Origin of the sequence: Duncaniella muricolitica, assembly GCF_910574735.1 — a bacterium.
Lineage (GTDB): Bacteria > Bacteroidota > Bacteroidia > Bacteroidales > Muribaculaceae > Duncaniella > Duncaniella muricolitica.
The window spans coordinates 1-26,334 of sequence record NZ_CAJTCF010000059.1 but is presented as its reverse complement, the minus strand read 5'-3'; the positions used below and the strand labels follow the sequence as shown (position 1 = coordinate 26,334).

Here is a 26,334-nt window from a genome sequence, read left to right as displayed (position 1 = left end):
GCTAAGTTTTTTTATAATGAACGATTTGGCGATTCATTTGTATTTGATAATTCGTTATATTAACTTAAGTTTCAACTACTTCTGTAATTTTTACCGAATCATTGTATTGATGTTCGCACGCTTTTGAATCCAAATGATTCAGCCATTGCATCAGAGCCGGAGTTAAACTATGGAGAATAGTGATATGCGATTGTTTTTTTTGAACTACAACTTCCGATAATATAAAGATATAGGAACATGACACCGGAAGAAAAAGCAAGAGTCAAGATTGACCGCTGGTTTGAGGATGCAGGTTGGGAGGTCACCGACCGCGACCATTATACCCCGGCATCAACTGCTGTTGCCATACGGGAGGGATTGCTTGAGAATAATCTTGAAGCCGACTATTTCCTCTTTATAAACGGGAAAGCGGTTGGTGTGCTTGAAGCCAAACGCAAAGAGGTGGATATAACTGCTGATTACGTGGCAGAACAAGCCGAGCACTACACTCGTGCCGTCCCCTGCTGTTACCAGACCCATTCTAATCCCTTGCCTCTCGTTTATCTGTCAAACGGCGAATCAGTACTTTTCAAAAATCAAGAAAAGGAGGATGCTGCCTACGATGAGATAAACCGCATCCACTCTCCCAAAGAGATAGTCAAGATGCTTGGCATCGAAGACCAGTTTGCAGGTCTCCCGGTGGTGAAGAAACGCGGATTGCGTGACTGTCAGTTTGAAGCAGTTACCGAACTTGAAAAATCGTTCCGCACCGGTCAGAATCGCGCTCTTATGGTATTGGCAACAGGAGCAGGAAAGACATATACTGCCGTTACCGCAGCCTATCGCTTTTTGAATTATGCCAAAATGCGCAGAGTGCTTTTCCTCGTTGACCGTAATAACCTTGGTAAACAGGCTGAAGGAGAATTTGGCACTTACCGATTGACGGAGACGGGAGACCCGTTTAATACAATCTTTGGTGTGTCCCGCCTTAAATCTGCGGTCATACCAAAAGATGCCAATGTTGTAATCTCTACCATTCAGCGACTTTTTGCTTTCCTGAAAGGTGAGCCGATTACGACCGACAATGACGATGACGAAGAATCCGGCACCAATGAAGAAATAGTCCTTCCTCCGAATCCGGCTTTGCCGCAGGATTATTTCGACCTAATCGTTATAGACGAATGTCACAGGTCGATTTATGGCAACTGGAAGAAAGTGCTGGAATATTTCAATACCGCACGGTTGATTGGCCTGACAGCAACCCCCGTGCCCGAAACCAAGGCATTCTTCAACAACAATATCGTTGTCAACTACACTCTTGAAAAGTCAATAGTCGATGGTGTCAATGTAGGCGCAAGAATCTATCGCATCAAGACTCAGGAAACCGAAAACGGAGGAGCGATCCGTGTCGGCGACAAACTGCGTCAGGTGACGCGCTACACGGGAAAGGTAGAGACTATCACCAACCGCGAATCGCAGAACTATACAAAGGAGGAACTGAACCGCTCCATTATCAATCCGGCACAGATTAAGCTTATTCTCCAGACGTTTAAGGATGCCGTTTATTCTGAATTGTTTATTGAGCCGCAGCGAGAACCTAATTTTGACTATCTTCCCAAGACACTGATTTTCGCCCTTAACGAGGCTCATGCCAACAACATTGTCAAGATTGTCAAAGAGGTGTTCGGCAAGGAAGATGATGATAAGTTCGTACAGAAAATAACGTATTCCTCCGGCGACAGCGATGCTCTTATCCGCTCTTTCCGAAACGACAAGGAGTTCCGCATTGCCGTTACCTGTACTCTCGTTGCCACCGGCACGGATGTAAAGCCGCTTGAAGTCCTGATTTTCATGCGTGATGTCCGCTCAGAACCACTGTATATCCAGATGAAGGGACGAGGCACACGCACCATCGGTGATGATGTGCTGCGAAACGTGACCCCGAATGCTTTCAGCAAGGACTGCTTCTTTCTGGTGGATGCTGTCGGCGTTACTGAATCTGAAAAGACAGTTCCGGCTCCCGGAGAAGATGAAGGCCCGACCGAGACAATAACATTCAAGAAACTCCTTGAACGTATGACGCACGGCGAACTTCCTGACGGTTATTTCAAACTTCTGGCAGCTCGATTGGCTCGTATTTCTTCCAAATCTACCGAGGGACAGCGCAATGAATTTACTGAACTGACCCACGGCATAACTATGGCCGATCTTTCGGAAAGGATGTTCAAGGCAATCGACCCCGAAACGTCTCCATCGTTGCCTCCGTATCGCAATGTCAATGAGCCTAATTTAGATCGTAAAGGTCTGTTTGCGCCGTTGGCAAATAATCCGAAGGCGCGTGAGCTTCTGCTTACTCTCAACGCAGGTTTCATCAAAACCTTGATGCCCGGTGAGGATACCCTTATATCCAAAGGATTCTCTATGGAGGAAGCACAGGAAACGACTTCCGCATTTGAGGATTACTGCAAGACACATGCTGATGAGATTGAAGCATTGCGCATAATCTATAATAACTCCGGCGAACCGTTGACCTATTCAATGCTTCGCGACCTCTCAGTCCAGCTTCGCAGGGCAAACTCCCAGTTCAATGTCTCTCAACTCTGGAATTGTTATTCTCTTCTCAATCGCGAGAAGGTAAAGCCACGCTCAACACAAGAGGAGAAGGAGGCATTGACAAATATAATCCAGCTTGTGCGTTATGCCCTCGGTCAGATTGACCGCCTCGACTCGCTCTGTTCGTCGGCCAACCAGTATTTCAACCTCTGGTACGGTCAGCTTCAGCGTAATATCTCCGACAAGCAGATTGAGGTCATCAAGCAGGTTGTAAGGTATATAGCATCAAATGGAGCTGTAACTATAAAGGATATCAGAGAGGAAGACAAATCTCAGGCGGCTCAGCTTGTTAAAGCATTTGGCAATCTCACAGAAGCGAACAAGGCTCTTTTGTCTCTCGCCGGATTCATAATCTATCACAGAAATGTAGCCTAAAATTTAACTCGGCAATGGCAAACAATACAGAACAATCAATCATAAAAAAAGTATGGACCCTCGCCACGACCCTTTCAGGTCAGGGTGTAGGCTTTACTGACTACATAACTCAATTGACATATCTCCTTTTTCTGAAAATGGATAAGGAGAACCGTGAACTCGGCGAGGAATCGGCCATACCGGAGGGGTATCAGTGGGAAGAACTGACTGCTCTCGACGGAACAGACCTTCTAATGCAATATGAAGAAACGCTCGATTTTTTGAGTCGTCAGGATAATCTTATCGGCACAATCTTCACAAAAGCTCAGAACAAGATTGACAAACCGGTCTATCTCAAAAAGGTCATCACGATGATAGATGAGGAAGACTGGCTTCTCGAAGGCGACGTGAAGGGTGCTATTTACGAAAGCATTTTGGAACGTAACGGTCAGGACAAGAAGAGCGGTGCTGGTCAATATTTTACACCTCGCCCCCTTATCAAGGCAATGGTTGATTGCGCCCGCCCTAAAATAACCGAAACAGTCTGTGACCCGGCTTGTGGCACCGGCGGCTTCCTCCTTGCCGCATTCGATTATATGAAAAATCAGAGTCAGGACAAGGAGAAACGGGAGTTTCTGCGAAACGAGGCATTGAGCGGAACTGATAACACCGCACTTGTTGTCACCCTCGCTTCAATGAACCTCTATCTGCATGGTATCGGCACTGACCGCAGTCCTATCATTTGTGCAGACTCTCTCGAAAAGCAGCCCGAGAAACTTTTTGATGTCATACTCGCAAATCCACCGTTCGGCACACGCCCTGCCGGTTCGGTCGATATTCAGCGCGATGACTTCATCACTGAGACAAAGAACAATCAGCTCAACTTTCTGCAACATATCATGATGTCGCTCCGCAATGGCGGTCGTGCCGCTGTCGTGCTGCCTGACAATGTTCTTTTCGAGGGTTCAGGCGAAGCGATACGCCGCAAATTGCTGACAGATTTCAATCTCCACACAATTCTGCGTCTTCCCACCGGTATATTTTATGCTCAGGGAGTTAAGGCAAACGTACTGTTCTTTACCAAAGGTGAGCCTACACGCGATGTATGGTTCTACGACTACCGCACCGGAGTGAAACATACTCTCGCCAACAACAAGCTCGAACGCCGCCACCTTAACGATTTCGTGTCCTGTTATAATCCCGACAACATTTCGGCACGAACGGAAACGTACAACGCCGAGACCGAACCAAACGGACGCTGGCGCAAATATCCGGCTGAAGATCTGCTCAAACGCGACAAGACCTCGCTTGACATCACATGGATGAAAATCGAGGACACCGACGACCGCACCCTTGCCGAGCTAATGGCTGACATTGAAACAAAAAGCAACAACATAGCCTCTGCGGTCGCTCAGTTAAAGGAATTGTTTTCCGAGCTTAACCTTAACGAAGTCAACGAATAAGCCATGGGTAAGACAGTAACTACATACCTCGTGGACGGAGATCCCAAAGGAACCCGCTATGCTTTTATCAGCAATAAGATATGCCAGATGTTTGTCGTGCCACGTTCAAATCTTGACTATCTCGACAAACAGAAGAAACTACACAAGCCGGCATTCTATATTCTTATTGGCGAAGATGAAATGGCAAAACCGCAGGCTTATATTGGAGAAACCGAAAACTTCAGGGAGAGGGTAAAAGACCATGACCAAAAGAAAACCTTTTGGCAGAAAGCTCTTATATTCGTTTCAAAAGATGCGGATATGACCAAAACAGATGTGCAATATCTGGAATATCTTGCCGTGCAACAGGCAAAGAATATCAACCGATATGGTCTTCAGGAAAACAAGCAGACTCCGAAAGAACCGAACCTTCCGGAATATCAGAAAGATGCTATGGATGAGTTCTTCGAGGACATCAAATTCCTGACATCTTTTATTGGGATAAGCATTTTTGAAACAGCTTCGGTTAATCAACTACCCGTTTTCCATTTTAAGCGTAGAGGCGCAAATGCAAAAGGTGTGTATGATGGAAATGGCTTTACTGTATTGCGAGGGAGTATATTATCCAAAGATACTGTAAACTCTTGCCATACCATCGAAAGACGGGAAATGATTATCAAGGATTACTCTCAGACAAATGAAAATGGCAACCCGGTTTTGACATCCGATATTTCATTTTCAAGTCCAAGTACAGCTGCGAGCATTTGCGGAGGATGCAGCTCAAATGGCTGGGTAGAATGGAAAAACGATAAGGGACAGACCCTTGATGAGATTTATCGTAATAAGTGACAATTATGGATACTCAGAAACTACGCCAGCGCATACTCGACCTCGCCATCCGTGGTAAACTCCTGCCACAAGACCCCAATGACGAACCGGCATCCGTCCTTCTCGACCGCATCCGCGCCGAGAAGGAACGTCTCATAGCCGAGGGCAAACTCAAACGCCCCAAAGCAAAAAAATCTACCGATAAATCCCACTATCAGAACTTCACCCCGCCTTTCGACATCCCCGAATCATGGCAGTGGGTTAAAATAGATGAAATAGCATCATCGAATATTGGATTAACATACTCGCCTCAGGACATCGTAGATGATGGTGTCCCTGTTTATCGTTCTAATAATATCAGGGATAACAAAATCTGTTTGGACGATATTGTTTATGTGTCTTGCCCTATACTTGAGAAACAATATCTTAACAACGGAGACCTTTTAATATGCGCTCGAAATGGCAGCAGAAGATTAGTCGGGAAAAATGTTATCATTGAAAATTTAGAACGTCCCACTTCATTTGGTGCTTTCATGGCTGTATGTCGTAGTTGTTATAATCCGTGGATAAAGCTTTTATTGGATTCTGCGTATTTTAATAGCTATTTGGATGAATCTAACTCTACAGCTATCAATCAAATTACGCAAAAGATGCTATTAGACTTTATCTTACCTTTACCGCCAAAAGAAGAACAAAGTCGAATAATTTCAGCATTTCATTCTATCGTAGGTGTTATAGATGGTATCGACCAAAGTAAAAAAAATCTGAGTGAAAGTATTGCCAATCTGAAGTCCAAGATCCTTGATCTTGCGATGCAGGGCAAACTCGTGCCGCAAGACCCGGCGGACGAGCCTGCCGCCGAGATGCTCCGTCGCGTCAATCCAAAGGCAAAGATAATAACGGATAACCCACATTCTTGGAACATTCCAAATACCTGGACTTGGTGTCAGCTCGGAGATATTTTTCAGCATAACACAGGAAAGGCACTTAATTCCTCGAATCGCGATGGCATAGAGTATGAGTATATTACAACTTCCAATGTTTATTGGAATAGGTTTGAACTTGATGATTTGAAGAAAATGCCTTTCAAGAAGAATGAACTTGAAAAATGTACTGTACGTCATGGTGATTTACTCGTTTGTGAAGGTGGTGATGTTGGTAGAGCAGCGATATGGAATCTTGATAGAAATATTATGATTCAAAATCATTTACATAGACTGCGCCCGATTGCCAATGAAATTCATATTCCACTTTATTATCATGTGTTTAGGCATTATAAAGATAAGGATTTGATTGGAGGTAAGGGAATTGCTTTACAAGGATTTTCGTCAAAATCATTGCACCAATTAGCGATACCTCTTCCGCCATATAATGAGCAGAAGCGTATCGTTGCAAAAATTGAGGAGCTATATTCCGTTCTTGATCAGATAGAAGCGTCTTTGCAATCTTGAATGGTCAAGAGGGCAAAGACGCTTGTGAAAGGGAGTTGGTTACCAGTTGACTATCTTGTCAACTATGGCTTGCTGTTCGGTAGCGGTACGGCGGAGGTAGATGCGCGTGGTCTCAATGCTTTCATGACCCATAAGATCAGCGAGCAGAGCAAGATCGTTGAAGCGGTCAAGGAAGTTTTTGGCGAAGCGGTGACGGAATGAGTGGGGATAGACTACTGCTGTATTGATACCATACTTCTGGGCGAACAGTTTGAGTTGCTGGGCTATGCCTCGGGCTGTTATTCGTTCGCCGAAACGGTTGAGGAAGATATAGCCCGATTCGAGGTTTCGCTCTTTGAGCCACACTAATGCCTCGGCGCGGAGGCTCTTTGGAATGTAAAGCCTACGTAATTTCCCACCTTTGGAGTAGATGTCGAGATAGCCCTGCTGGACGTGCTCGGCTTTGATTTGCAGGAGTTCACTGACGCGGGCTCCAGTGGCTGTAAGGAACCACACCACGAAATACCATGAGGTGTGACCGTCTCGTTTCAGTCGGGTTTTGAGGAATTTATAATCAGCATCGCTGATTACGTTTTCGAGAAAGTTTTTCTGCTGCACTTTTACGAAGCGCATTTTGAGTTTCTCCTTTCTGATAAACTCCAGATACTTGTTGATGGCCTGTAGGCGCAGGTTGACGGTCTGAGGCTTGTGGTTCTCCACCAGATAGCCTTTATAGGCGAGCAGATTCTCGCGTGTCACCTCCTTGTATTTTTCAAGGAAGTGTGTCACCGTCCACACATACGAGCGGACAGTGTTCGCCGCCAAATCTTGGCGCGAAAGGAATGATTTGTACTTGGTTATCATATCACATTCAATTTAAGTTGAACATGATAATAAGATAACGCAACCCACATTATCCGCAATTGCCGGATAACTGGGTGCTGACCAGAATCAAAGATGTATTTGAAATCAATCCGAAGAACAAGGCTTCGGATAATATTCAAGCAGGCTTTGTTCCGATGGCGTCAATCCATGACGGCTACTCTAACAAATTTCATTATGATGTAAAACAGTGGGGTGAAATAAAATCAGGATTCACACATTTTGCAGACGGAGATATTGCGGTAGCCAAAATATCACCATGTTTGGAGAATCGAAAATCTATGATTCTACGAGATCTCCCAAATGGGATTGGCGCAGGAACAACAGAACTGCTCATATTCAGAAGCACAATATTGATTCCTGAGTTCTCATTACTATTCTTCAAGTCAGATAACTTCATTAAATGTTGTACGGGAACTTTTAATGGAGTTGTTGGCCAACAAAGAGTTGGAAAATCAATCGTTGAGGATATACATATCCCGATACCACCATTGAACACACAGCGTGCTATTATTGAACGTGTTCAAGGGTGGTTTAATTGTTTGGATAATATTATCGTTAGTCTATTGAAATAGAGAGATTTGATAATAATTCTGAAATTTTGCTTAATTTCTGAGTGATACGCTTCTGTTCATTTATAGGAGGAATGGGTATAATACCTTTACGAGCATCGGTGGTGCTTAATCGAGGCATCTTAACTCCATAACAACATTCAGCAGTATAAGAGAGAAAGAATGGCGAACGTAGCCATGCGCAGAGATATTCAGGTATAACACAATCGTAGGATTTTACCGGGATTATCTCTGTGGTGCAATAACCATCTGTCGGAGCTACCAATACTTTGTTGAGATAGGTTCGGAGTTTTGAGTATAGAACATCGCCCTTGACGAATCTATGTCGAACTCCATTGACTGTTCTATCTTTCTTAGACCTCTGAGCAACAACGCACCCACTATCTTTTTCGATATCTTCCAATTCAAGTATCCACTCAGAAAGGGCAATTTCATCAACGTTAACATTCTCTGAATAGCCATAATCACAGACCGAATCAATGGTGGTCAGCACCCAGTTATCCGGCAATTGCGGATAATGTGGGTTATCCGTTATTATCTTTGCCTTTGGATTGACGCGACGGAGCATCTCGGCGGCAGGTTCGTCCGCCGGGTCTTGCGGCACGAGCTTTCCCTGCATCGCGAGGTCAAGGATCTTGGATTTCGTTAATGCTATAGACTGAGATAATTGCTGTTTAGATTCCCTAATTTCACAAATAATAGACATCAACGATTCTATCATTGTTAAGATACGCCTTTGTTCTTCTATCGGGGGAATTGGCAAATGTATATTATTCAGATTGTCTTGCGATAGTTTAGGCTGTGCAGAGCCTGTTATATAATCGTCTAATGGTATGGTATTGATATAAAGGGCAACAAATTCTAAAAGGAATTTATCACTGGAATCTAAAACATGTGCGTGATTATTAACCCAATACTTACCATCCGCAAAGAACGCATTATCCTTTGTGCGGCTCAATAAATTAGCACCATCTTCACCAATCAATAAAAGACGTTCATCAAAGATGTAGTTATCCACTTTATCAATGGCTCCTGCCGCTCCGTAATAATCATAAATTTTATTACTTTGTTTGCTCCTTATCGTCGAAGCGATTGGAACTCTTTCGCCATCTCGATTTATAACATAATCACCTAATCTTACCCACTGCCATGATTCGGGGATGTCGAAAGGCGGGGTGAAGTTCTGATAGTGGGATTTATCACAATACAACAAATGGATACAACTCAATGAGTCATATCCATTTGTATATATTTTAGGGGACGTAAAGAGCTGCAAACTCCTGACAGCGACGTTTATATAGACCCTTATGGAATTTGCCTTTATATTTGCAGTGGGCAGTGTATGACTTGAAAATATTACGGTCACCGGCTTTTAGTTTACGAAAGACCGAACTTTTCATAACTGCCCCCGGACCGATATTGTATGACAACACACCTAAAAGGAGCGCATCCATCGGTTTGAATCCGGCAAAAAGTGCGATGAACTTGTTGAGGTCTTTGCGCAGAAGCGCATCAGCCTCCCGTTCATTCATCTTATAACCACGAAAGTATTTTTCTCCGGGGAGTTTTCTATGACCATATCCGAGGTAGGGCCAATGTTTCCGGGAGTCATGCAAGGTTTCATGGTGCTTGATGATTAGAACTGCTCTCTCGTATGGAGGTAAATCCATTATGCTTCGCTTTGCGGCGAAGGCTGGCGTAGTGACCGAGAGGGTCACTAACGCCATGAGGAATATCAGTAGTTTTTTCATAAGCCGATGGGTGTTATGGTTCCGGGATTGACAGGGTTGATGATGCCAGGTGTCTTGCCGCCGTCATTGTCACCACTGTCTTTGCTGTTGAACTCGAAGGTCTGCTGCCACGGGGTCGAATTGAACGAATCTTCTACGACTATTAGGAATTTGTGAGCCTCGGAAGACTGGGCGGTGTAGTTCAGGCGGAAGGTCTTGCTTTCGAGGAGCACGCGGTCGTTGTTGACCAGCACGGGACCGTCAACAAGTTTGAGCGTGCCTTCGCCGTCATACTGGAAGTAGCGGATGGTATAGAGGGTGTTGGCATAGTTTCCTTCGGGCTTTATCTCGAAGCGCAGTTCTACGGTCTGCCCTTTGGTAATTTTGTCGCCGTATGGCATGACTTCCACCGTGAACGGATAGGACTGCTGCACGTCGAGGTCGTCGGAGCAGGAAGTGAGAGCGAGAACGAGAGTGAAGAGGATTGCCCAGAAGCCGAAGAAACGGGCGGGAGTGACGCGGGTTGCGCCGATTTTATTCAGTATTGTATTCATTGTTTTTCAGAGTTTTAATTTTGAGTTGTTAGAAATTTTGGGTTGGGTAGCCACAAGGTAGTCGTTGAGATCCTTGTGGTCGGGATAGAGAGCTGACTTATCCATAATCTTATCGCCGAACTCCCTGCGGAGTCTGGCAAGGGCGGATCGTCCAGCCTCGTCGTTATCGAGGTAACAGGCGATTACGGAATAGTCCGGGAAGATGGTCAGGGCTTTGCCGACATTGGCAACGGAGTTGAGAACAACCGAGTCGGAACCGTCATTGAGTCCGAGGCGTTCCGCTGAAAGGAAGTCAATGAAGCCTTCAAACACGTTGCACCGGGTGTTACCATCGGCGATGTGGGTTATGTGCTTGGGTGGGTATGACCCCTTGTAGAAGGAGTTGCGAAGCTCAAAACCATGTGCGTTGTTCTCGAAACCGATGGCATAGTAGTCTTTGCCGTGAAGTCGGTAATCCACCTGCACACACCACCGCTGGGCGATGTTACGGGGAATACCTCTGTCGGCAAGATATTTCAGCAATGCCGGAGATTCCAGTTTTGAGACTTTCACATCTTCAAAGGTCGGTTGCTCGATGAACGGCTCAGGCTTATAGGGCATTGCTATAGGCATCTGCATCTTCTCGGCGATGAACTCCGCCTGTCTGATGAAGTCGCTGGAGTTGCACAGTTCTCCGGCAAGAGTGAAGATGTCGCCTCCGGCACCACTGCCAAAATCGAACCATACATCTTTGCGGGGATTGACGTGGAACGATGGCTTACGCTCACTTCGACATGGGGAGTAAAACCATAGACCTTTGCTGTCGCGTCCGGTAGGCTGATAGCCCAACTGATTGAGGAACTCGACAAGCGAGATTTTCTTGATGTCATCAATGTTCATAAGCGCATCCTCCGTTTGGGTTTGTCAGGCTCCTGTTCCTGTTTGGGCGGCTCTATCTTCTGTTCCTTGTCTTTGGTCTTATCCAAAGCCGACATTTCAGAGGCGATATATCGGTTAAGTTCCGACATATTACACGAGCCGGTCAACTCATAGGCGAGGTCATAGATTCCGCCGTATGCGCCGGACTTGGTATCACGCCAGAGATTAGTCTCGATGTTGATTACCATTGTCGGACCGAGTTTGTCATCGTAGGGAGCATTGTAAATACGGAGATTACCGTCAGCCGCCACCGGGTGTTCCTGACCGAGAGCTTTCATAAAGTCAGTGAGTTTCACTTTCCTTATGTCGAGGCTGATAACTATCGGCTCCTGCGGACGACGTGCCATTGCCGAAAGCTCCTTGCTTTGCTCATATTCATTCATATACTTCAAGATGAAGTCGCGTGGATCCGTGTAGAGGTTAGGGTTCATCTTCAAGGCGGCGAGGTCGATGATGTCGCCACTCTGGTCTGTGGCATGGTCATACCATCGGTTTGTATTGGTATCTACCACTAACATCGGTTCGGAGTCATCGCGCTGGGGAGCATAGTATAGTTTCATGTCCCCGAAAGCCTTGACAGGCTTTTCGCCGAGAGCGGCCATAAACTCTGTCAGCGGGATATTCCTGATGTCATTTTTTGTATATCTCATAGGCTATTCAATTATGAATTTGACACCGACACCATAGGTTGTATGGTATATCTGAACATCGCTTCCGAAAGTAAACCGGCCTTTGACATTGGCGGTCAGGGCTACTTTATCCGAGAGATAAAACTCCGCCTGCAAGTTGAGCGCACCGCCATAGATAAAGTTGTCGCCGTCATGTAGCGTAGAGCCGTCGGACAGCACATCCTTACCCCAGTTGACTGTCTCATACCCGGCAAGTGCGGAAATGCCGCCGTAGAGGTGGAATGTCATCGAGTAGTCGCTGAGGATATGGAGATTATATCCAGCCTCGCCAGTGAATTGAGCCACCGGGATGCGACCTTTCTCGCCGTATGGCTTGAAGGTCTGGAGATACTCGCCACCGAAAGACCATGTATTGCCATGACTTCCTGTGAATACTGAATAGATTACTCCGAGGTCATAACCGCAGTCGCGGGACTTTCCGGTGTAGAAACCGTCTGCCATGTTCGCCTTTATTTCAACCGCAGACATTCCGGGGAGGCATCGCTGGGCAAATGCCTTCCCTCCGAGGAGGGAAAACACTGCCACAGCGAAGATTGCAAAAATCTTCTTCATGGGATACTGTATTTACTGAATTGATAACTCGTCGATTACATTGGCCCTCACGATGTCCTCGTTATCCACCACGAAGAACTGATGGCGGCCGCCTTCCTTTTCGGCGACCTCGATAACGAGCTGCTTGTCGTCGGGGATGGTGAATTTCTCCAAAGCGAAGACCGTACGCTCCGACTGCTTGCCGTGTACCACAGTCACGTAATTCTGGGCGCGGAGCGGTTCGAGTACCTGCTCCTGCATGGCGGTTCGCTTGATAACCTTCTTATCCACAATCTTGAACGATACGTAGTCGATGTCGAAAGCGATATTGGAGGTGTTCTTCAGCTCTGTGTGGAAGTAGAGCATCCCGTTGTTGGTGTAAATGGATTTCAGGAGGAACTGCACCCCGAAACGCTTTGAGCCGATATGCTTGATCTCGCGCTTGTTCTGCTTGTAGATTGACTTCATAATCAGCTTGACAAGCATCGGCGACTCACTGCCCAATTTTTCGAGATATATCTCCTGAGCGTTATTTGGGCGATTGACAGCCTCGCCGTCATGGAGAAAATCGGTCATCTCAATGCTCAGAAGCAGAGGCTCTTTCGCAAATTTGACATTGAACGTGTAGTAGCTCCCATCATCGGTGATTACTGACAGATTCGTTTCGGTTTTGAAACGCTTAAACGCTGATTTAACGCGAAGTACATTCTTCGCTCCATCAGCGAGACCTGCCACAAGGTTTTCGTTTCCGAGGTCCACATAAATTATCTCCGCAGGGAAGATAATATGCGTGGTTTTCTCGTAGCAGACCTCCAGTGCGTGGGGCGGAATCATACGGTCGAAACCGACCTTTCGGGTCAGACCGTCGAACTTGTCGCCGTCGGTGTAGTTGGCTCCGTACACGTTCATGTCGTGTTCGGCGACTTGTTCAGTATCAGACGACACATTGTTATCGGTGTTTTTGGGTGCCTTGTCTTTTGCAAAGGCGGGGGTTGCCATGCCGATAACGGCAATGGCTGAGAGAATAATTGTTTTCAGTTTCATAAAAATTTACGTTGGATTTAAGTGGTTTTAGTTGTTTTCGGGCTGGTAAAGCATCACCCTGTACCCAGATTTAAGATGCACCTTGACAGTACGCATCTTCTTTGTGAGATACTGGCTCACACCGTTGATGAGGCCTCGACCCACATCGGATGCAATCTGCGCTCCGGCGTCGGTGGAGATATTTATTGAGCTGCCCATTGTTGACCCCATATTGGCGCCAATCTCGTGCAGCGCGTCAGTCTCCATTGAGTTGGGGATATTGATACCCTCCTGACCGTCGGAATCATAGACTTTCAGTTCTACATCATAAATTGAGCCTTGACACTCAATAGAGGAAATCTCAATCTCCAGACGCTCGTCCTGCAATCTCGCTGCACCGACAAGGACGGTGTTACGGGGTATGAGCCTGTTGCCTATCCACATCGGTTCGGTGGTTCTCAACTTCACTGACTGCCCGTTGGTAACGGACTGGTTGCCGGCAATGACGGCGGCGATTGTATTCTTGCCGACCGACCTTTTCATGCCGACCGATGTGTTGAAGCCTCTCTCGTTTGTGGCGGCACTCAACGTCGATACGACATTGTGGGTAACATTCTGCACCGGCTGGACATTCCGCTTTCCTTTCTCATCGACTTGTGGAGGCGGGACATTGCCAGCATTTCCATTACCCATATACTGCGCCGCCAACTGATACGACCTTTCAAGCAACTCCATTTCATTGGGTTGTTGCGACTGTTGCTGTGCCATAGAGTTCTGCATCTCCAGCTCATCGAGCCGTGCCTGCAACTTCGCTACCTGTGCCGATTCGTTGTACTCCGGGACATAGAAATCCTGCAACGATGCCTGAGCCTGTTGGTATGCCGCAGCCGAGTTCTGAATCTCATCGGGCAATGTCGGTTCCGCCGGAGCTGTAACGGTGTCGAGTTGTAGCGTCACGGCATTTATCGTGCTGTCATTACGCGCCTTGTCTTTCTGCGCCGCCTCCTGTTCGTATGCCTTCAGCTTGGTGTCGGGCATACCTGCGGAAGTCTGGTCTGGAAGTTCCATGTTCGCCTTTCCCTTGACGGCATCGTCATCGCCGCTTGGAGCGAAGATAATCCAGAAGCATACGAGGCACGAGAGAACCAGCAGCGTATAGACAGTTATCCGTTTCAACCGCTCACGTTCTGCCGGAGTTTTCGGGGCGAATTTCGCTTTGAGGTCATCGAGCAGTTTCATCTTCTACCGTTTTAGGTGAGACATCGGAGGTACTTTGGGTCGGGAGTTCAAGTTGTCGGATATGCTCTATCTCAATTGCCTGCCGAGCATGACCGGCGCCCATCTTGTAACAGGAGTGACCGAACACGAAGAAGGCTACAAGAATAAATGCCGATAAAAGAATGGTAACGACCATTAGGCGTTGCTTGTGGGGCATATCTTCACAGGCTTGTTTCACCCGTTCTTTGATTTTCCCTTTCGGGCCGTGCCACACCTTATTATATAAGGGCGACACGAGGTTGTGGATTTTCTGTTTTACACTCATTGGGACAATGTTCGTTTTGTGGTTATCAAATCTTTGTTTTCCAGAATCGTCAGACCCTCGATCATGAATCCGTTGGGGTTATCGTCGGAACGGCCGGTGTTAACCAGACGACAATTCGTGATAAGCGACCTTTCGGTCACGTTGCTCTGGCGGATGATCATCTGCCGGGCGTAGGTTCTGACCTGATAGGGGTAGTCGTTGAAATCGGCGACAATGCTGTCCACCTGAAGCACCTGCGTTATGTTTCCGGCTATGATGCGGTTGTAGTAGCCTTTCTCCACATAGTCGGAATAATAGTTGTAGGCACTTCTGTCGGCCAGCGACATGGCGCGGTTGATGTTGTGCTCAATCGCCGATTTGTCGGGCGACAGGGTGAAGAACAGCTCATGGAAGCGTCGCACGTGTTCCCGTGCCTCTGCCGGGCGGTTCTGCTCCATATCCTGCGACAAGGCTAGCATCAGGCTCTTGCCGTTGTCAAGGACATAGATTTTCTCCCTCTGTTTCTCGGCGAAGTTCAGCGACAGCACCACGGCACCGATTGCGATGAAGGCGCAGAGCGATACCATAACAATGCCGAACAGCCTTATCTGCCGAAAGGAGGTCTCGATGTTTTTTAATGACTTAAATTCCATTTGAATACTATTTTAAGAGTTTACCGGCACGACCTGCGACATTACCCGCTACTCCTCCGGCTATGCTGCCGGCCCATGAGCCTCCGGTCATGGCGGTGTTGTTGATCGAGCGGTTGTAGCTGCCCATGCCTCCGGCCTGTATAATCCAGCCTGCGACGGTCGGAATCGTGAAGTATCCGATGATGCCGATGATCATGAACACCGTGTAAGCGGTGTTGCTCCCGTCGAGATCAACATTCGGGTTATTCGCCAGCTCCGAAATGTCATTCTGCAACATCAGGACTTGGATTTTGGCAAGGATTGTGGAGAATAAATCAGCCACAGGCAACCATAGATAGGTCTGAATGTATCGGCATATCCACTGGACAAGGGTGTTCTGGAAACCATCCCAGACGGATATGGCAAACGCTATCGGTCCCAATATCGCCAGCACTATCAGGAAGAATGTCCTTATCGTGTCTATCGTGAGCGAGGCAGCCTGAAAGAGCATTTCCAATAATTCGCGGAAGAAATTCTGGATAGCCTTCTTGACCTTATACATACCTCTCTCGATATACATTCCGGCGGCTGTGCCAATCTCTGTCACACCGAGTTCATCAATCTGCCTGTCAAACTCTGCATCGTCAACGAGATAAGCAGTGGACGGGTCGTTCATCATCTGTTCGTATTCCAGCCTGTCCTTTTCCTCCCGGTACTTCTTCATGTCGAGGGTCTGCCCTTCGAGCATCGAGGCGGTACCTTGAACGATGGGCGACATTACCGAGTTGATGGTGCCAAGCACCACCGAGGGAAAGAACATTATACAGAAACCGATGACGAAGGGACGGAGCAGCGGGAACACATCAATCGGTTCGGCCCTCGCCAGCGACTGCCAGATGCGGTAAGCCACATAGAACAGGGCACCGAGACCGGCTATGCCCTGAGCCACTCCAGCCATGTCGCCGCACAGAGGCATCATCTCGTCGTAGAGCGACCGGAGTATGGAGTGGAGGTTTGAAAAATCTATCGCGCAGAGCATGGCTTACCAGTATTTTTCGGAGCCGTCACCATAGAGGTTCACAACACGCTGTGTGTCGGCTTTCTTCTTGGCGCGGAGATACGACACAGAGATGTTCTTGTTTGTATAATATGCCGTCAGGTTCTTCAGACGCTTCATCTCCTTGTGGCAACTGTCCACGATATCCATGCGATCCTTGTCGGTCATACTGAGCGTCGTGATGTTGACCACCTGCTTCAAGTCGCCCAGCACGCCGTTGGCTTCTTCGAGGATGCGGGTGTAGCCGGAGGCTATGGCCGATAGTTCGGAACTCGTGAAATTGGGGTCGGTCAGCATCTTCTTGAAGTTGTTGACGTAATAACCGGATATGTCGCCGAGCATCAGGACTGTCTGCTGCACCTTTCGGGCGTCGCGGACGAGGTTGTTCACCGATTGCAGGGCATCGTAATATTTCTTTGCCTGCTGGTAAATCTTGACCGTCTCCTTGAAGTTGTTAATCATATTTTGGGCGGTCGTTGATTCCTGCACGAGTGATTTTGAGGAATTTACGATAGACTGGGCAATGTTTGACGGGTCGATTACCGTCCATTGGGCGTTTGCCCTGCCCGTGCCTAACAGAAGGCACAGGGCGATAAGTGGAAATAGATATTTCAGTTGTCTCATTTTTGCTTTGGATTTTAGTTGATTATGTCTGTCGCACTGTTGTTCACCATCTGGGACTCAGCATTGTTGATGCTGATAGTCTGCGGCTTGCAACCGATTTGACCATAGGGATACAGGAATACTCCGATTGGAGAGAGAAACAGTTCTTCGCCGGTAGATGAAATGCCAACGGTGAATCGCCCATTGGGAGTGTCAAAAGCGAATACTTCGCTTTCAAGAGTGGGAAGCAGCAGGTACATGTGCTCTGATCTGTTATCTCCGCGTTCACGTACCTTTACCATGGAAAGACCTTTGTTGTCTTGGAAGATGAGCTGGATTTTCTCATCAGTGGTCAGCCATAATGAATGGCGTAGTTTTTTTATTTCTTCGTACATTTTTACTTTTGGTTTTGTGGTTAACGGATTGAGGTGGCTGCGCCGCCTATAATTTTGATTAGTGCGAAGGTGAACAGCAGCGGCAGCAGGAGCATGACTGCAAGTCCGGCTATCAGTCCGAAAGTGATTGCCATTAGTACCTTCACGATAGTTATTGCAATTTTCATAACGACAATATTCTGTGGATTAGAAGATGGAAACCTTTAACGAACTCCGCAAAGTATGGTGCGGCGTAATTGGCGGCCTTGACCATTCCGACAAAGACTATCGTCAGAATTGCAATACCGGCGAGGAAGAGAATAAAGCCTGTCAGCACTCCGAGAATCGGATGAAAGAATTTGGGTATCTTCATATGGCACCCTCCCTTCTTTCATTGGCGAGCAATCGAATTGCCGCCTCTACGCTGCCACCGAGTTGCCGGGCTTTGTTCAACACCTGCACTTTCTCCGTTTCCTCGGTTGTATAGCAGAGATATTCCTCCATCGACACCTCCGTGGCATAGACGGCGGATTGAGTGCCGCCTAAACCAATCCACACCTCTTTATAGAGGCGGTTCGGATTGTTAGCCATGTTTATGGAGAGTATCTGAGCCTTCTCCTTGTCGGTCAGACCGAGCAGCTCCTGAATCTGGTCGAAACGGTTCATGTACTTGCGCTGGTCAAGGAGAATCTTGCAGTCGGAGTTGTTGATGATGGTTTCCTTGACAATCGGCGACGATATTATGTCGTCAACCTCCTGCGTAACCACCACAGCCTCACCGAAATACTTTCTGACCGTCTTAAACATATACTTCATGTATTCAGCCATGTTAGCGGTCGAAAGTGCCTTCCATGCTTCCTCGCAGATAAGTACTTTGCGGATACCTTTGAGCCTTCGCATCTTGTTGATGAAAGCCTCCATGATGATAATCGTTACCACAGGGAAAAGGTCTTTATTGTCGCGGATAGCATCAATTTCAAAGACTACAAACCGCTTGTTGAGCAGGTCGATATTCTCTTTGGAATTGAGCAGGAAGTCGAAACGACCGCCGTGATAATACTGGCGCAGCGTAGTCAGGAAATTATCTATATCGAAGTCCTGTTTATAGATAGGGATAGGACGCTGTGCCATTTCAGCACGGTATTCATCACGCATGAACTCGTAGAACGAGTTGAAGCATGGAACAATATCAGGGTCGTTTTGCATCTTGTCAAGGAACATTGACAATGCCGAGCCAAGCTCACCGCTCTCCGTTTTTGTTACTCTGTCGTCCTCTGACTTCCAGAGCGTCAAGAGCAACGTCTTGATACTGTCCTTTTTCTCGACATCGAAAACACCGTCATCCGTGTAGAACGGATTGAAAGATATGGGGTTGTCTTCTGTGTAGGTGTAGTAGATTCCATCCTCACCGTGAGTACGGTTGTGGATAAGGTTGCAAAGACCTTCGTATGAATTACCCGTATCAATCAGCAACACATGGGCACCTTGTTCATAATACTGGCGCACCAGATGGTTGGTAAAGAACGACTTTCCGCTACCTGACGGCCCAAGTATGAACTTGTTGCGGTTGGTAGTAATACCGCGCTTCATAGGCTCGTCGCTAATATCCAGATGGATAGGCTTACCTGTCAATCTATCGACCATCTTTATTCCGAAGGGCGATAGCGAAGAACGATAGTTCGTTTCCGCTGTGAAGAAACAGGCCGCAGGCTCGATGAAAGTGTAGAAACTTTCCTCGGCAGGAAAATCAGCCTCGTTGCCGGGCATCGCCGACCAGAACAGTGTCGGGCAGTCAATAGTGTTATGCCGTGGCATACATCCCATTGTCGCCAGTTGGCCGCCGACATCATTCTTGACTCGCCGCAGTTCCTCGGTGTCATCACTCCATGTCATGACATTGAAATGGGCCCGTACTGAGGTCAGTCCGTATGAATGTGCCTCGTTGAGATAGCGGTCTATCCACTCCTTGTTAATGGCATTGCTACGGCTATACCGTGAGAGACTGTTCATGTTGCGGGCAGTCTTCTCGAACTTCACTAAGTTCTCGTCATGGTCGTCAATCAGGATATACTGGTTGTAGATGTGGTTGCATGGCAACAACAATCCGACGGGACTTGCAAACGAGAGGCGGCTGTCGCTTCGGTCAGTCGATAGACGCTCGTACCGGTTGTCAGTGCTGACCTTTGCGGGCAGATCTTCCGTGTCTGACAGTGTATGCAGACAGAGCATCTTGTCGCCGATTCTCATCTGCTGTGCCGAAAGGTCTATGTCCTCCAGACAGGTAACATCCTCCATAGAGAGCGACATATATTTCTCAATAAGACCGGAAGACTTTTCTGTACCGACAAGTTCATCATCGGAAAGACGGCGCAGCCTGATATAGCCGGTATCGTTGATGATACGCTCGAACTGCTCAACAGACTCCATGAACTTGACAACCATCTCGTGATTGAGTTCCTTCGGGGTTATCCTGCCTCGGCAGAGCGTCGAAAAGTTGCTCTGCTGACGCGCCCTTTCCTTCGTGGTCTTTGTCAGGAACAGATAACACTTGTGGGCGAGATACGGACGCTCGTTGAAATGACGCTCAAAGCTCCTGTCCAAAAAGGATAAATCATCCTTCTGGAGTTCCGGCTTATATCGCTCCGACACAAACCAGTCCTGCTTATGAAGCACCGAGAAGTGAGGCAGAACCTTGATTGCCTTGCACCATGCTCCGTGCATCGCCTCATATTCGGCAGAAGTAACGGTGAAAAGCTCCGGTAGGCAGACCTCAAAGGCAACCGTAATGTCGGCGTCTTTGCTGATGATGCAGCCATGTTCCACTGCCAACAAGGGCAGTTTCGATTCCAGTGTTGTGGCTTTTAGCGTGTTTCTCATTTTGTTCTTCCTTTAATCAGTCGGTTAAGGCGCGGACGGTTGATGATATAGCGGGGATGGTATTTGACAGCAGCTAACTTCATCAGACCGTATTGCCCATACTTGGCGTTGAGATGGAAGGTGAGCCAGACAAGGGCTGAGGCGGCAGTAACGCCGAATCCGATACATATCCATTGGGATACTCCGGCGATATACATGATGACGAACACCACGAACAGGGCGAGAAGCCCGCCGGCGAAAATGAACAGATACTGCGCCTTCAGTCCCTTGTACTCCACCGACCGTCCTATACCTTTGTTGATAGCATACTCGGCCATGTCGTCGAATTAGAGGAAGAACGAGCGGAGGATTGTGGCTGCCACGATGAGAAAGATACAGGCACCGAACCATGACGCGGCGGTCTTGCTGGTGTCGGGATCGCCCGACGACCACTTGGAATAGACCTTGATGCCGCCGATGAGACCCACCACGGCACCGATGGCGTAGATGAGCTTGGTGCCGGGGTCAAAATAACTGGTAACCATAGAGGTAGCCTCGTTGATACCGCTGAGGCCGTTACCTGCGGCGTATGCACGTATGCCCGTTGCAAGTGCCATGACAAAAAGCATGGCGAACTGGAAGCCACGGCTTCCGACGAGTTTACAGATAGTCTTGTTGAGATTCTTGATAGTCATTTTCATGTTTTTGTTTCAGTTTTTGAAGCATGGACAGCCCCGACCGCTCCACGGACGGGAGCAGCCACACTTCGGGTTGATAAATTGGGGTTGGGAATTTTGCCCTTTCGGACGTGGAATTTAGTGGAGTCTCAGAGAGACATGGATTCAGTGAATGGAGGAATTATCCTACGAACTCATCGAGATCGAAATCATCGGAATTCAATTTGTTGAAATCATATCCTGATTGTTTTGCCCTCTCTTCCGATTCAGTCTTTAGCTGGGTTGTCTGCTTATCCGATTCAGTTGGTGTAACTTTTTTTTTCTCGTTATTAGAATCGGCTTTGGAAGAAATGGGTTTCATTGATAATTCCGCTCGAAGAGCGAGTGTAAGACAGAGTTCTATCCGACGGTCTATTTCCTCGTTGGTCGTTATCGCGTCGAAGAGTTTCGTCACAGTAAAAGGCTCAATAACCTTACCGGCCTCGGCCAGCTCTTCCTCTGATGATTTATTATCCATAGCTACATCCATAGCTTTTTCCAATTCATCCATAGAAGTTCCGGTTGCAACAGGCTCTGAAGGAGGCGTGTCATCAATGTTTCGCAAATCAGTGCTGAAAGCGTCATCGGTTTCATCCGAGTTCAGAGCCTTGAATTTTCTTGGGACAAACTCTTCATCGGGTTCGGAGTCATCTTCAAAGCCGTCTTCAAATTTGACATCCGAAATCCTGACATCGCCAATAGCCTGCCTCAGTATTGTCGGAAGTTCTTTCCGAACATCGGAAATGACTTCCGATGAAATTTGAGCCATAAACTCGTCTACATTGAATTTGCTGGGTGCCACCACGTGAATGTTGTCGGATGCCGCTTCTTCTTTTGGAGGCAACTCCTCAGTCTTTTCTTCACTTGGCTTTTGAGATACAGGCTTGATGACGCCGGTCAAGAACAGCAGACAGAAAATCGCAGTCAGCAGAAATCCGCCACAGAAGAATATTTCAATACCGGTCATATCCTCTGAGCATTTTTTCAGTTCCCCGTTCAGTCAAAATGTTTATTTCCTCTGAATGGGAATTGAGGTGGTCATTGAGGATATTGAATGCGACAGCACTTATCGAAAGCGGCTCGATGTTCTGGCTACCGCTGGCATTGGCATACGCCAGTGACTGAATGGTATCCCACAACTGAGGGGGAATTGAAATGCGCTTGACACCGATATTGTTGAGGCAGATACCGGGCCGCTTAAGGAATTTCTCGGAGTAATCCTCTACCTTGTCGTTACTCACTTTCTTGACCGTTTCTTCAATCTTGCCCTCATCCAATGCCGCTTGGAATGCTTCATCCAAATCCTGAAAGCCAATTGGTTTGCTTTGTCCATCAGACATTCTGGCAAGGTAATCGTCTAGATTAAACGGCACGGGGTCTTGATTCTCGCATTGAGCCAAATCGTCAACCGGCTCCAAAAACTCAATATCCGAATAATCCTTTTTAACATTGCATTTCACACATTCCTTGATTGTCTGTTGGATTTCATACATGACAACCTTCTGAAAATCGGGAAGAATCTTGTCATTAAAATCAGCAAGACGCTCAGATATACATGACAGAATCCTCTTTACGTCGCCATAAGTAAATTGTTCTTTTACCTCCGCCATATCTTTTGCCGTTTTCTTACTCCACACCCGACATCTGTCGAGTACAAGGAAGATAAGAAATAGAAGTATCGGCATTATCAAGAGCGAGCCATAGAATATGTAAGCGTATATCGAGGGACTCATACCAGAACGGTTTTTGCGCCACGCTCAGTCAGCTCATTGATGACATCGCGATTTGCCACGAGGTGGGTAATCAGGATATTTGTCACGAAAGCACCGATTGTAAGGTCGGGATTGCCGAAAAGCGATACCGTCTTCGCCAGTTTATCGACCAGCTCCCTCGGTACGAAGATGCCTTTTCTTGCTCCTACGGTATAGGGGGTGAGATATTTGGCGCGATAGGCGGCAATATCTTTATCTATGGGTTGGCCGGATTCGACCTCTTGGGCGACCTTTACACCACAGGCGTTCAAGTCGCAGAATCTTGGATTGTTCATGTTCTTTTGGGGGAATTTAGCGGTTGTTTAGTTTGGTGTTCTTGTTGAGAAGGCCGGTTATCTCGGCTTCATGCAGGTCAAAATGTTCCTTCAGCATATTGTTGATTATGCCTCCGATGGTCACATTATTTCCATGCAAAGCCCGGAGTATCGTAATCAGTGAATGATATTCCACATCAATCGGCACTTGTTTTCCGGATCTTCCGAAACCAATATCGACATTGTCGACAAGAAATGTCTCTATGTAATCAGCCTCCTTGTCGTTCAAAGGCGAGATTACAGTCGGTTTGTTTTTTCGGCGGCTTCCTCGCCTGCCACCGGTTGTTCTCTCTTCGACAGCGGATGTACCTGTGTCGGCTGATGTCTCTTCCGGAGTGTTGACCTTGGGAGTCGCCCTTTGCGGCTCCTTCTTGCCGCCAATACTCGGAGAGAGATTGTCCTCGTACTCATCGAGGAACTTCTGGGGATCAAATTTTGACTTTTCATCTTTGGGCATAGATTTCAGATTTTGATTACTTCACGAATTTCCTTAATCAGCTCAGGGAGATTGCTGTCTTTGAGCAGCCGTCTGTCCGCCGGGAGCAATGTGGAGCGGAAAATTGTCGGCGATGCACCGGCTATGACTCCGTCCTTGAAATACTTGGTCGCATAAGTCATGACAGTTTTCAGAGACGACAGTTGGAACTCCGACAGGTAGTTGTCAATCAGCTCGCAGATTTTCGTCTTCTGCCTTCCGGGGACTCTGTTCCAGACAAGTTTCATGTCTTTGATAGAGGTGTCTCCGGAGTCGATCATCCGCTCCTTGACATTGACCGCAAAGCGTAGAGAGCTTTTCAAGTCACCGGTATCCGGGGAGATGGGAACCAGCAGGTAGTGCATGGACGATATGAGATTTACAATCTCAAGGTCATTGATGGTTCCCGTGATGTCAAAGAGCACCACTTTGACCTCAGGATTCTGTCTTACATATTCCTCCGCGTCATCAACAGCAGCTCCCGGAGTAGAATAGATTATCTTGTAGGGGCGTTTGTTGAATTTCGTGTAGAATTTAGTGAATGTTTTGTTGATTGCAGGATTTTCCTTGGTAACGCGCTTGTCGTTATCCCTGTAATCCTTTTGAGTGTGCTGACGAGAGTCACAGTCCATGACAAGCACGTCCACCCCGTCAAGGTAATAGAGGTAGCTTGCCGCGAGTGCCGTCAGCGTCGATTTGCCTGAGCCTCCCTTCTGGGAAGCAAAGGCGACGAATACGGTGTCGCTCATTTGAAGAATTTGAGGGTAAATAAAATGGTGATTTGCAGGGCCGGTGCCATTGGGTGTCCTTGGTCTAAGATTACCGACAGACAGGCTCATCATCGTCACGATTGGGTCGGAGAACGTAACTTTGGAATGATGTAGCAAAAGGAATCGCTTTCAATTTATTCTTTCCGAGAGTTTCAGAACCGCTATACCATACACCAAAAATGCGGAGCTTCTAATCTCTTCAAGTATTTGATTTACTTGCGCTGTTCGCTTGATGGGCGTTTGTTAGGGAAACATAGCCGTTTGCGAAAAAGTTTATAATTTGATTCAGATTGTCATCCATAGCCAAAAGTAGTTCATGAGCGGTCATTTGAACAACTTTTCATTCATACGATTGAATGGTTGAATTATCAATAATTCGTTTGATAAACTGATAAAACGTCTGAACGTCTGAACGCTTGAACAGTTGAACGTCTGAACAACTGAACGCTTGAACGTCTGAACCATTGTTCAACTGAACGCCTGAACGTCTGAACCGATGAACCGATGAACGGCCGAACATTCAGTTGTATGTCCGCTCACAAAGTCAGACAGACATTCAGTCTTGCGAACACGGTTTTGAAACATTGTCTGTCTGAGAAAAGTTTAATTTTCATTCCCGATTTTCATCCATAGCCAAAAATAGTTCATGTCCGTGCATGTCAGCATTTTGCAGTGAACAATTTTCCGAGTATGCAGTTATTACTTTCACAAAGGAGATGCTCCCTTCGGGGCTTAAATAAAGCTTTTCAGATCTTCAATTACAACGCTCCATATCCAATTCAGTCATGGGTCGGACTGATTTCATTGTGAAAATCTTTCATTAAAGATGTGTTTTCGGAGACCGGAGTATTGTAATTATTCCCACAACGATTTTTCTATCGAACAGGATGCACAAACGTGCATTGCAAGGTATGGTTTACGCTGCATGAAACTCATTTTGCAGCATAAACCGCCTTGCCATTGCATGGGGCTTGCGATTACTCCAAAGTCGTAATCGCCGAAGGTCTCCCTGCGGGGCAGTATCTCTATTTACCCACTAAATTCCATCCAATTTATGAAACAAGTGAACTACCGTGGAGGGCGGCACAAGAAGGCCGACCCCTCCACAGCATTCCGTTGTTCGGTAAACTTTACCGCATCGGAACAGGCGAGATTACTCGAAATGCAGGAAAAAACCGGCATCGCATCTCTCTCGGCATTCATAAAAATGCAGCTCTTTGGAAAAACTTTCAAGGTACATTATATTGATGACAACAGCCGTATCTTCATCAGCAACCTTTCCGATTTCAATAATCAGTATCGTCGGATTGTGAACGATTACGACCTATTGGTGCAGACATTGAAAGAGAATTTCACCGAAAAGAAAGCCTTGAAATGCCTTTATGCACTGGAGCAGGAGACTATCAAACTGGTAAAGCTAAACCGTGAGATTGTCGCTCTCGCCAAAGACTTCGACGAGCAATGGTTGCAAAAATCTCAGTAGGAAATTCTCTTTACGGGAGTCTGGTATATAACGGCGAGAGTGCGTCCGTAATGGTCGCATAACAAATACCTCTTTGGCAAGAGGTTAGATAAGTGTTCCAAATAACATATTGGGGTAAAATCACCCCAACAAACAGTTGTTAACAACCAAATAACAAAGTTTAACTATGTTATATTATCTATTCCCATCCGACTTACCCTGCGGAGAAATCCTTA

At 47.0% G+C, this 26,334-nt stretch carries 29 protein-coding genes and 1 pseudogene; 6 read left to right on the top strand and 24 right to left on the bottom strand.

Features of this window, described 5'->3' with window-relative positions; genetic code table 11:
* Nucleotides 1-237 precede the first annotated feature (237 nt).
* The 4 genes from QGT73_RS12530 to QGT73_RS12515 are packed head-to-tail and all read left to right on the top strand — an operon-like array spanning nucleotide 238 to nucleotide 6,667.
* Nucleotides 238-2,967, top strand: coding sequence for a type I restriction endonuclease subunit R (locus QGT73_RS12530; protein ID WP_123550478.1), 2,730 nt, complete (start codon nucleotides 238-240; stop codon nucleotides 2,965-2,967).
* 14 nt (nucleotides 2,968-2,981) lie between these two features.
* On the top strand, nucleotides 2,982-4,409 hold the full coding sequence (locus tag QGT73_RS12525; RefSeq protein ID WP_123486517.1) for a type I restriction-modification system subunit M: 1,428 nt from the start codon (nucleotides 2,982-2,984) through the stop codon (nucleotides 4,407-4,409).
* 3 nt (nucleotides 4,410-4,412) lie between these two features.
* A complete protein-coding gene (locus QGT73_RS12520; protein WP_107036520.1) occupies nucleotides 4,413-5,237 on the top strand; it encodes a GIY-YIG nuclease family protein in 825 nt (274 codons plus the stop codon).
* A 5-nt stretch (nucleotides 5,238-5,242) separates the two neighbouring features.
* The gene (locus tag QGT73_RS12515; RefSeq protein ID WP_280122608.1) at nucleotides 5,243-6,667 is read left to right on the top strand and encodes a restriction endonuclease subunit S; all 1,425 of its coding nucleotides are present in this window, start codon (nucleotides 5,243-5,245) and stop codon (nucleotides 6,665-6,667) included.
* 39 nt (nucleotides 6,668-6,706) lie between these two features.
* Here QGT73_RS12515 and QGT73_RS12510 read toward each other — a convergent pair whose 3' ends face one another.
* Nucleotides 6,707-7,510 (bottom strand): tyrosine-type recombinase/integrase, encoded by an 804-nt coding sequence (locus QGT73_RS12510; protein ID WP_123486515.1) that lies wholly within the window; start codon nucleotides 7,508-7,510, stop codon nucleotides 6,707-6,709.
* A 74-nt stretch (nucleotides 7,511-7,584) separates the two neighbouring features.
* On the opposite strand from QGT73_RS12510, the gene QGT73_RS12505 reads away from it, so the two are divergent.
* Entirely contained in the window at nucleotides 7,585-8,103 is a 519-nt protein-coding gene (locus tag QGT73_RS12505; RefSeq protein ID WP_280122607.1) for a restriction endonuclease subunit S, read from the top strand.
* Here QGT73_RS12505 and QGT73_RS12500 read toward each other — a convergent pair.
* From QGT73_RS12500 to QGT73_RS12390, 23 genes and pseudogenes are all read right to left on the bottom strand, one after another.
* Nucleotides 8,087-9,313 (bottom strand): restriction endonuclease subunit S, encoded by a 1,227-nt coding sequence (locus tag QGT73_RS12500; protein ID WP_280122606.1) that lies wholly within the window; start codon nucleotides 9,311-9,313, stop codon nucleotides 8,087-8,089. The two genes, QGT73_RS12505 and QGT73_RS12500, sit on opposite strands and share 17 nt — an antisense overlap.
* 40 nt (nucleotides 9,314-9,353) lie before the next feature.
* Nucleotides 9,354-9,851: a glycoside hydrolase family protein gene (locus QGT73_RS12495; RefSeq protein WP_123486512.1), complete on the bottom strand. Its 498-nt coding sequence runs from the start codon at nucleotides 9,849-9,851 to the stop codon at nucleotides 9,354-9,356.
* Complete coding sequence (locus tag QGT73_RS12490) at nucleotides 9,848-10,384, bottom strand: DUF3872 domain-containing protein (protein ID WP_135939103.1); 537 nt, start codon at nucleotides 10,382-10,384, stop codon at nucleotides 9,848-9,850. Before QGT73_RS12490 ends, QGT73_RS12495 begins: the two co-directional genes overlap by 4 nt.
* A gap of 6 nt (nucleotides 10,385-10,390) precedes the next feature.
* Nucleotides 10,391-11,263, bottom strand: a complete 873-nt coding sequence (locus QGT73_RS12485) for a toprim domain-containing protein (RefSeq protein ID WP_123486073.1) — start codon at nucleotides 11,261-11,263, stop codon at nucleotides 10,391-10,393.
* Nucleotides 11,260-11,952, bottom strand: a complete 693-nt coding sequence (locus tag QGT73_RS12480) for a hypothetical protein (protein ID WP_123486074.1) — start codon at nucleotides 11,950-11,952, stop codon at nucleotides 11,260-11,262. Before QGT73_RS12480 ends, QGT73_RS12485 begins: the two co-directional genes overlap by 4 nt.
* A 3-nt stretch (nucleotides 11,953-11,955) precedes the next feature.
* Nucleotides 11,956-12,543, bottom strand: a complete 588-nt coding sequence (locus tag QGT73_RS12475; RefSeq protein WP_135939105.1) for a conjugal transfer protein TraO — start codon at nucleotides 12,541-12,543, stop codon at nucleotides 11,956-11,958.
* A 12-nt stretch (nucleotides 12,544-12,555) separates the two neighbouring features.
* Nucleotides 12,556-13,407, bottom strand: a pseudogene (gene traN, locus QGT73_RS12470) (conjugative transposon protein TraN); the annotation flags it as partial.
* Nucleotides 13,408-13,593: 186 nt separating this feature from the next.
* A complete protein-coding gene (traM, locus tag QGT73_RS12465) occupies nucleotides 13,594-14,784 on the bottom strand; it encodes a conjugative transposon protein TraM (protein WP_160631264.1) in 1,191 nt (396 codons plus the stop codon).
* Entirely contained in the window at nucleotides 14,768-15,088 is a 321-nt protein-coding gene (locus tag QGT73_RS12460) for a TraL conjugative transposon family protein (protein ID WP_123486077.1), read from the bottom strand. The genes traM and QGT73_RS12460 overlap by 17 nt, the downstream gene beginning before the upstream one ends.
* Complete coding sequence (gene traK / locus QGT73_RS12455) at nucleotides 15,085-15,720, bottom strand: conjugative transposon protein TraK (protein WP_123486078.1); 636 nt, start codon at nucleotides 15,718-15,720, stop codon at nucleotides 15,085-15,087. Before traK ends, QGT73_RS12460 begins: the two co-directional genes overlap by 4 nt.
* 7 nt (nucleotides 15,721-15,727) lie before the next feature.
* The gene (traJ, locus tag QGT73_RS12450) at nucleotides 15,728-16,726 is read right to left on the bottom strand and encodes a conjugative transposon protein TraJ (protein ID WP_123486139.1); all 999 of its coding nucleotides are present in this window, start codon (nucleotides 16,724-16,726) and stop codon (nucleotides 15,728-15,730) included.
* A gap of 15 nt (nucleotides 16,727-16,741) precedes the next feature.
* Entirely contained in the window at nucleotides 16,742-17,380 is a 639-nt protein-coding gene (locus tag QGT73_RS12445) for a DUF4141 domain-containing protein (protein ID WP_123486079.1), read from the bottom strand.
* A 14-nt stretch (nucleotides 17,381-17,394) separates the two neighbouring features.
* On the bottom strand, nucleotides 17,395-17,754 hold the full coding sequence (locus tag QGT73_RS12440; protein WP_123486080.1) for a hypothetical protein: 360 nt from the start codon (nucleotides 17,752-17,754) through the stop codon (nucleotides 17,395-17,397).
* Between the two features lie 20 nt (nucleotides 17,755-17,774).
* Entirely contained in the window at nucleotides 17,775-17,921 is a 147-nt protein-coding gene (locus tag QGT73_RS12435) for a hypothetical protein (RefSeq protein ID WP_160631262.1), read from the bottom strand.
* A complete protein-coding gene (locus QGT73_RS12430; protein WP_123486081.1) occupies nucleotides 17,918-18,106 on the bottom strand; it encodes a hypothetical protein in 189 nt (62 codons plus the stop codon). Before QGT73_RS12430 ends, QGT73_RS12435 begins: the two co-directional genes overlap by 4 nt.
* Nucleotides 18,103-20,610, bottom strand: coding sequence for a TraG family conjugative transposon ATPase (locus QGT73_RS12425; protein WP_280122605.1), 2,508 nt, complete (start codon nucleotides 20,608-20,610; stop codon nucleotides 18,103-18,105). The genes QGT73_RS12430 and QGT73_RS12425 overlap by 4 nt, the downstream gene beginning before the upstream one ends.
* The gene (locus QGT73_RS12420; protein ID WP_123486083.1) at nucleotides 20,607-20,927 is read right to left on the bottom strand and encodes a DUF4133 domain-containing protein; all 321 of its coding nucleotides are present in this window, start codon (nucleotides 20,925-20,927) and stop codon (nucleotides 20,607-20,609) included. Before QGT73_RS12420 ends, QGT73_RS12425 begins: the two co-directional genes overlap by 4 nt.
* Nucleotides 20,928-20,936: 9 nt before the next feature.
* Nucleotides 20,937-21,218, bottom strand: coding sequence for a DUF4134 domain-containing protein (locus QGT73_RS12415; protein WP_123486140.1), 282 nt, complete (start codon nucleotides 21,216-21,218; stop codon nucleotides 20,937-20,939).
* 229 nt (nucleotides 21,219-21,447) lie between these two features.
* Nucleotides 21,448-22,272: a hypothetical protein gene (locus QGT73_RS12410; RefSeq protein WP_123486084.1), complete on the bottom strand. Its 825-nt coding sequence runs from the start codon at nucleotides 22,270-22,272 to the stop codon at nucleotides 21,448-21,450.
* On the bottom strand, nucleotides 22,259-22,915 hold the full coding sequence (locus QGT73_RS12405) for a hypothetical protein (protein ID WP_280122604.1): 657 nt from the start codon (nucleotides 22,913-22,915) through the stop codon (nucleotides 22,259-22,261). The genes QGT73_RS12410 and QGT73_RS12405 overlap by 14 nt, the downstream gene beginning before the upstream one ends.
* 119 nt (nucleotides 22,916-23,034) lie before the next feature.
* The gene (locus QGT73_RS12400; RefSeq protein ID WP_280122603.1) at nucleotides 23,035-23,352 is read right to left on the bottom strand and encodes a DUF3408 domain-containing protein; all 318 of its coding nucleotides are present in this window, start codon (nucleotides 23,350-23,352) and stop codon (nucleotides 23,035-23,037) included.
* A 16-nt stretch (nucleotides 23,353-23,368) separates the two neighbouring features.
* Nucleotides 23,369-23,848 carry a DUF3408 domain-containing protein gene (locus tag QGT73_RS12395; protein ID WP_280122602.1) on the bottom strand — a complete coding sequence of 160 codons (480 nt, stop codon included), beginning with the start codon at nucleotides 23,846-23,848 and terminating at the stop codon, nucleotides 23,369-23,371.
* A 5-nt stretch (nucleotides 23,849-23,853) separates the two neighbouring features.
* The gene (locus QGT73_RS12390) at nucleotides 23,854-24,615 is read right to left on the bottom strand and encodes a ParA family protein (RefSeq protein ID WP_280122601.1); all 762 of its coding nucleotides are present in this window, start codon (nucleotides 24,613-24,615) and stop codon (nucleotides 23,854-23,856) included.
* Between the two features lie 1,075 nt (nucleotides 24,616-25,690).
* On the opposite strand from QGT73_RS12390, the gene QGT73_RS12385 reads away from it, so the two are divergent.
* Entirely contained in the window at nucleotides 25,691-26,119 is a 429-nt protein-coding gene (locus QGT73_RS12385; RefSeq protein ID WP_123486089.1) for a plasmid mobilization protein, read from the top strand.
* Nucleotides 26,120-26,334: the final 215 nt, after the last annotated feature.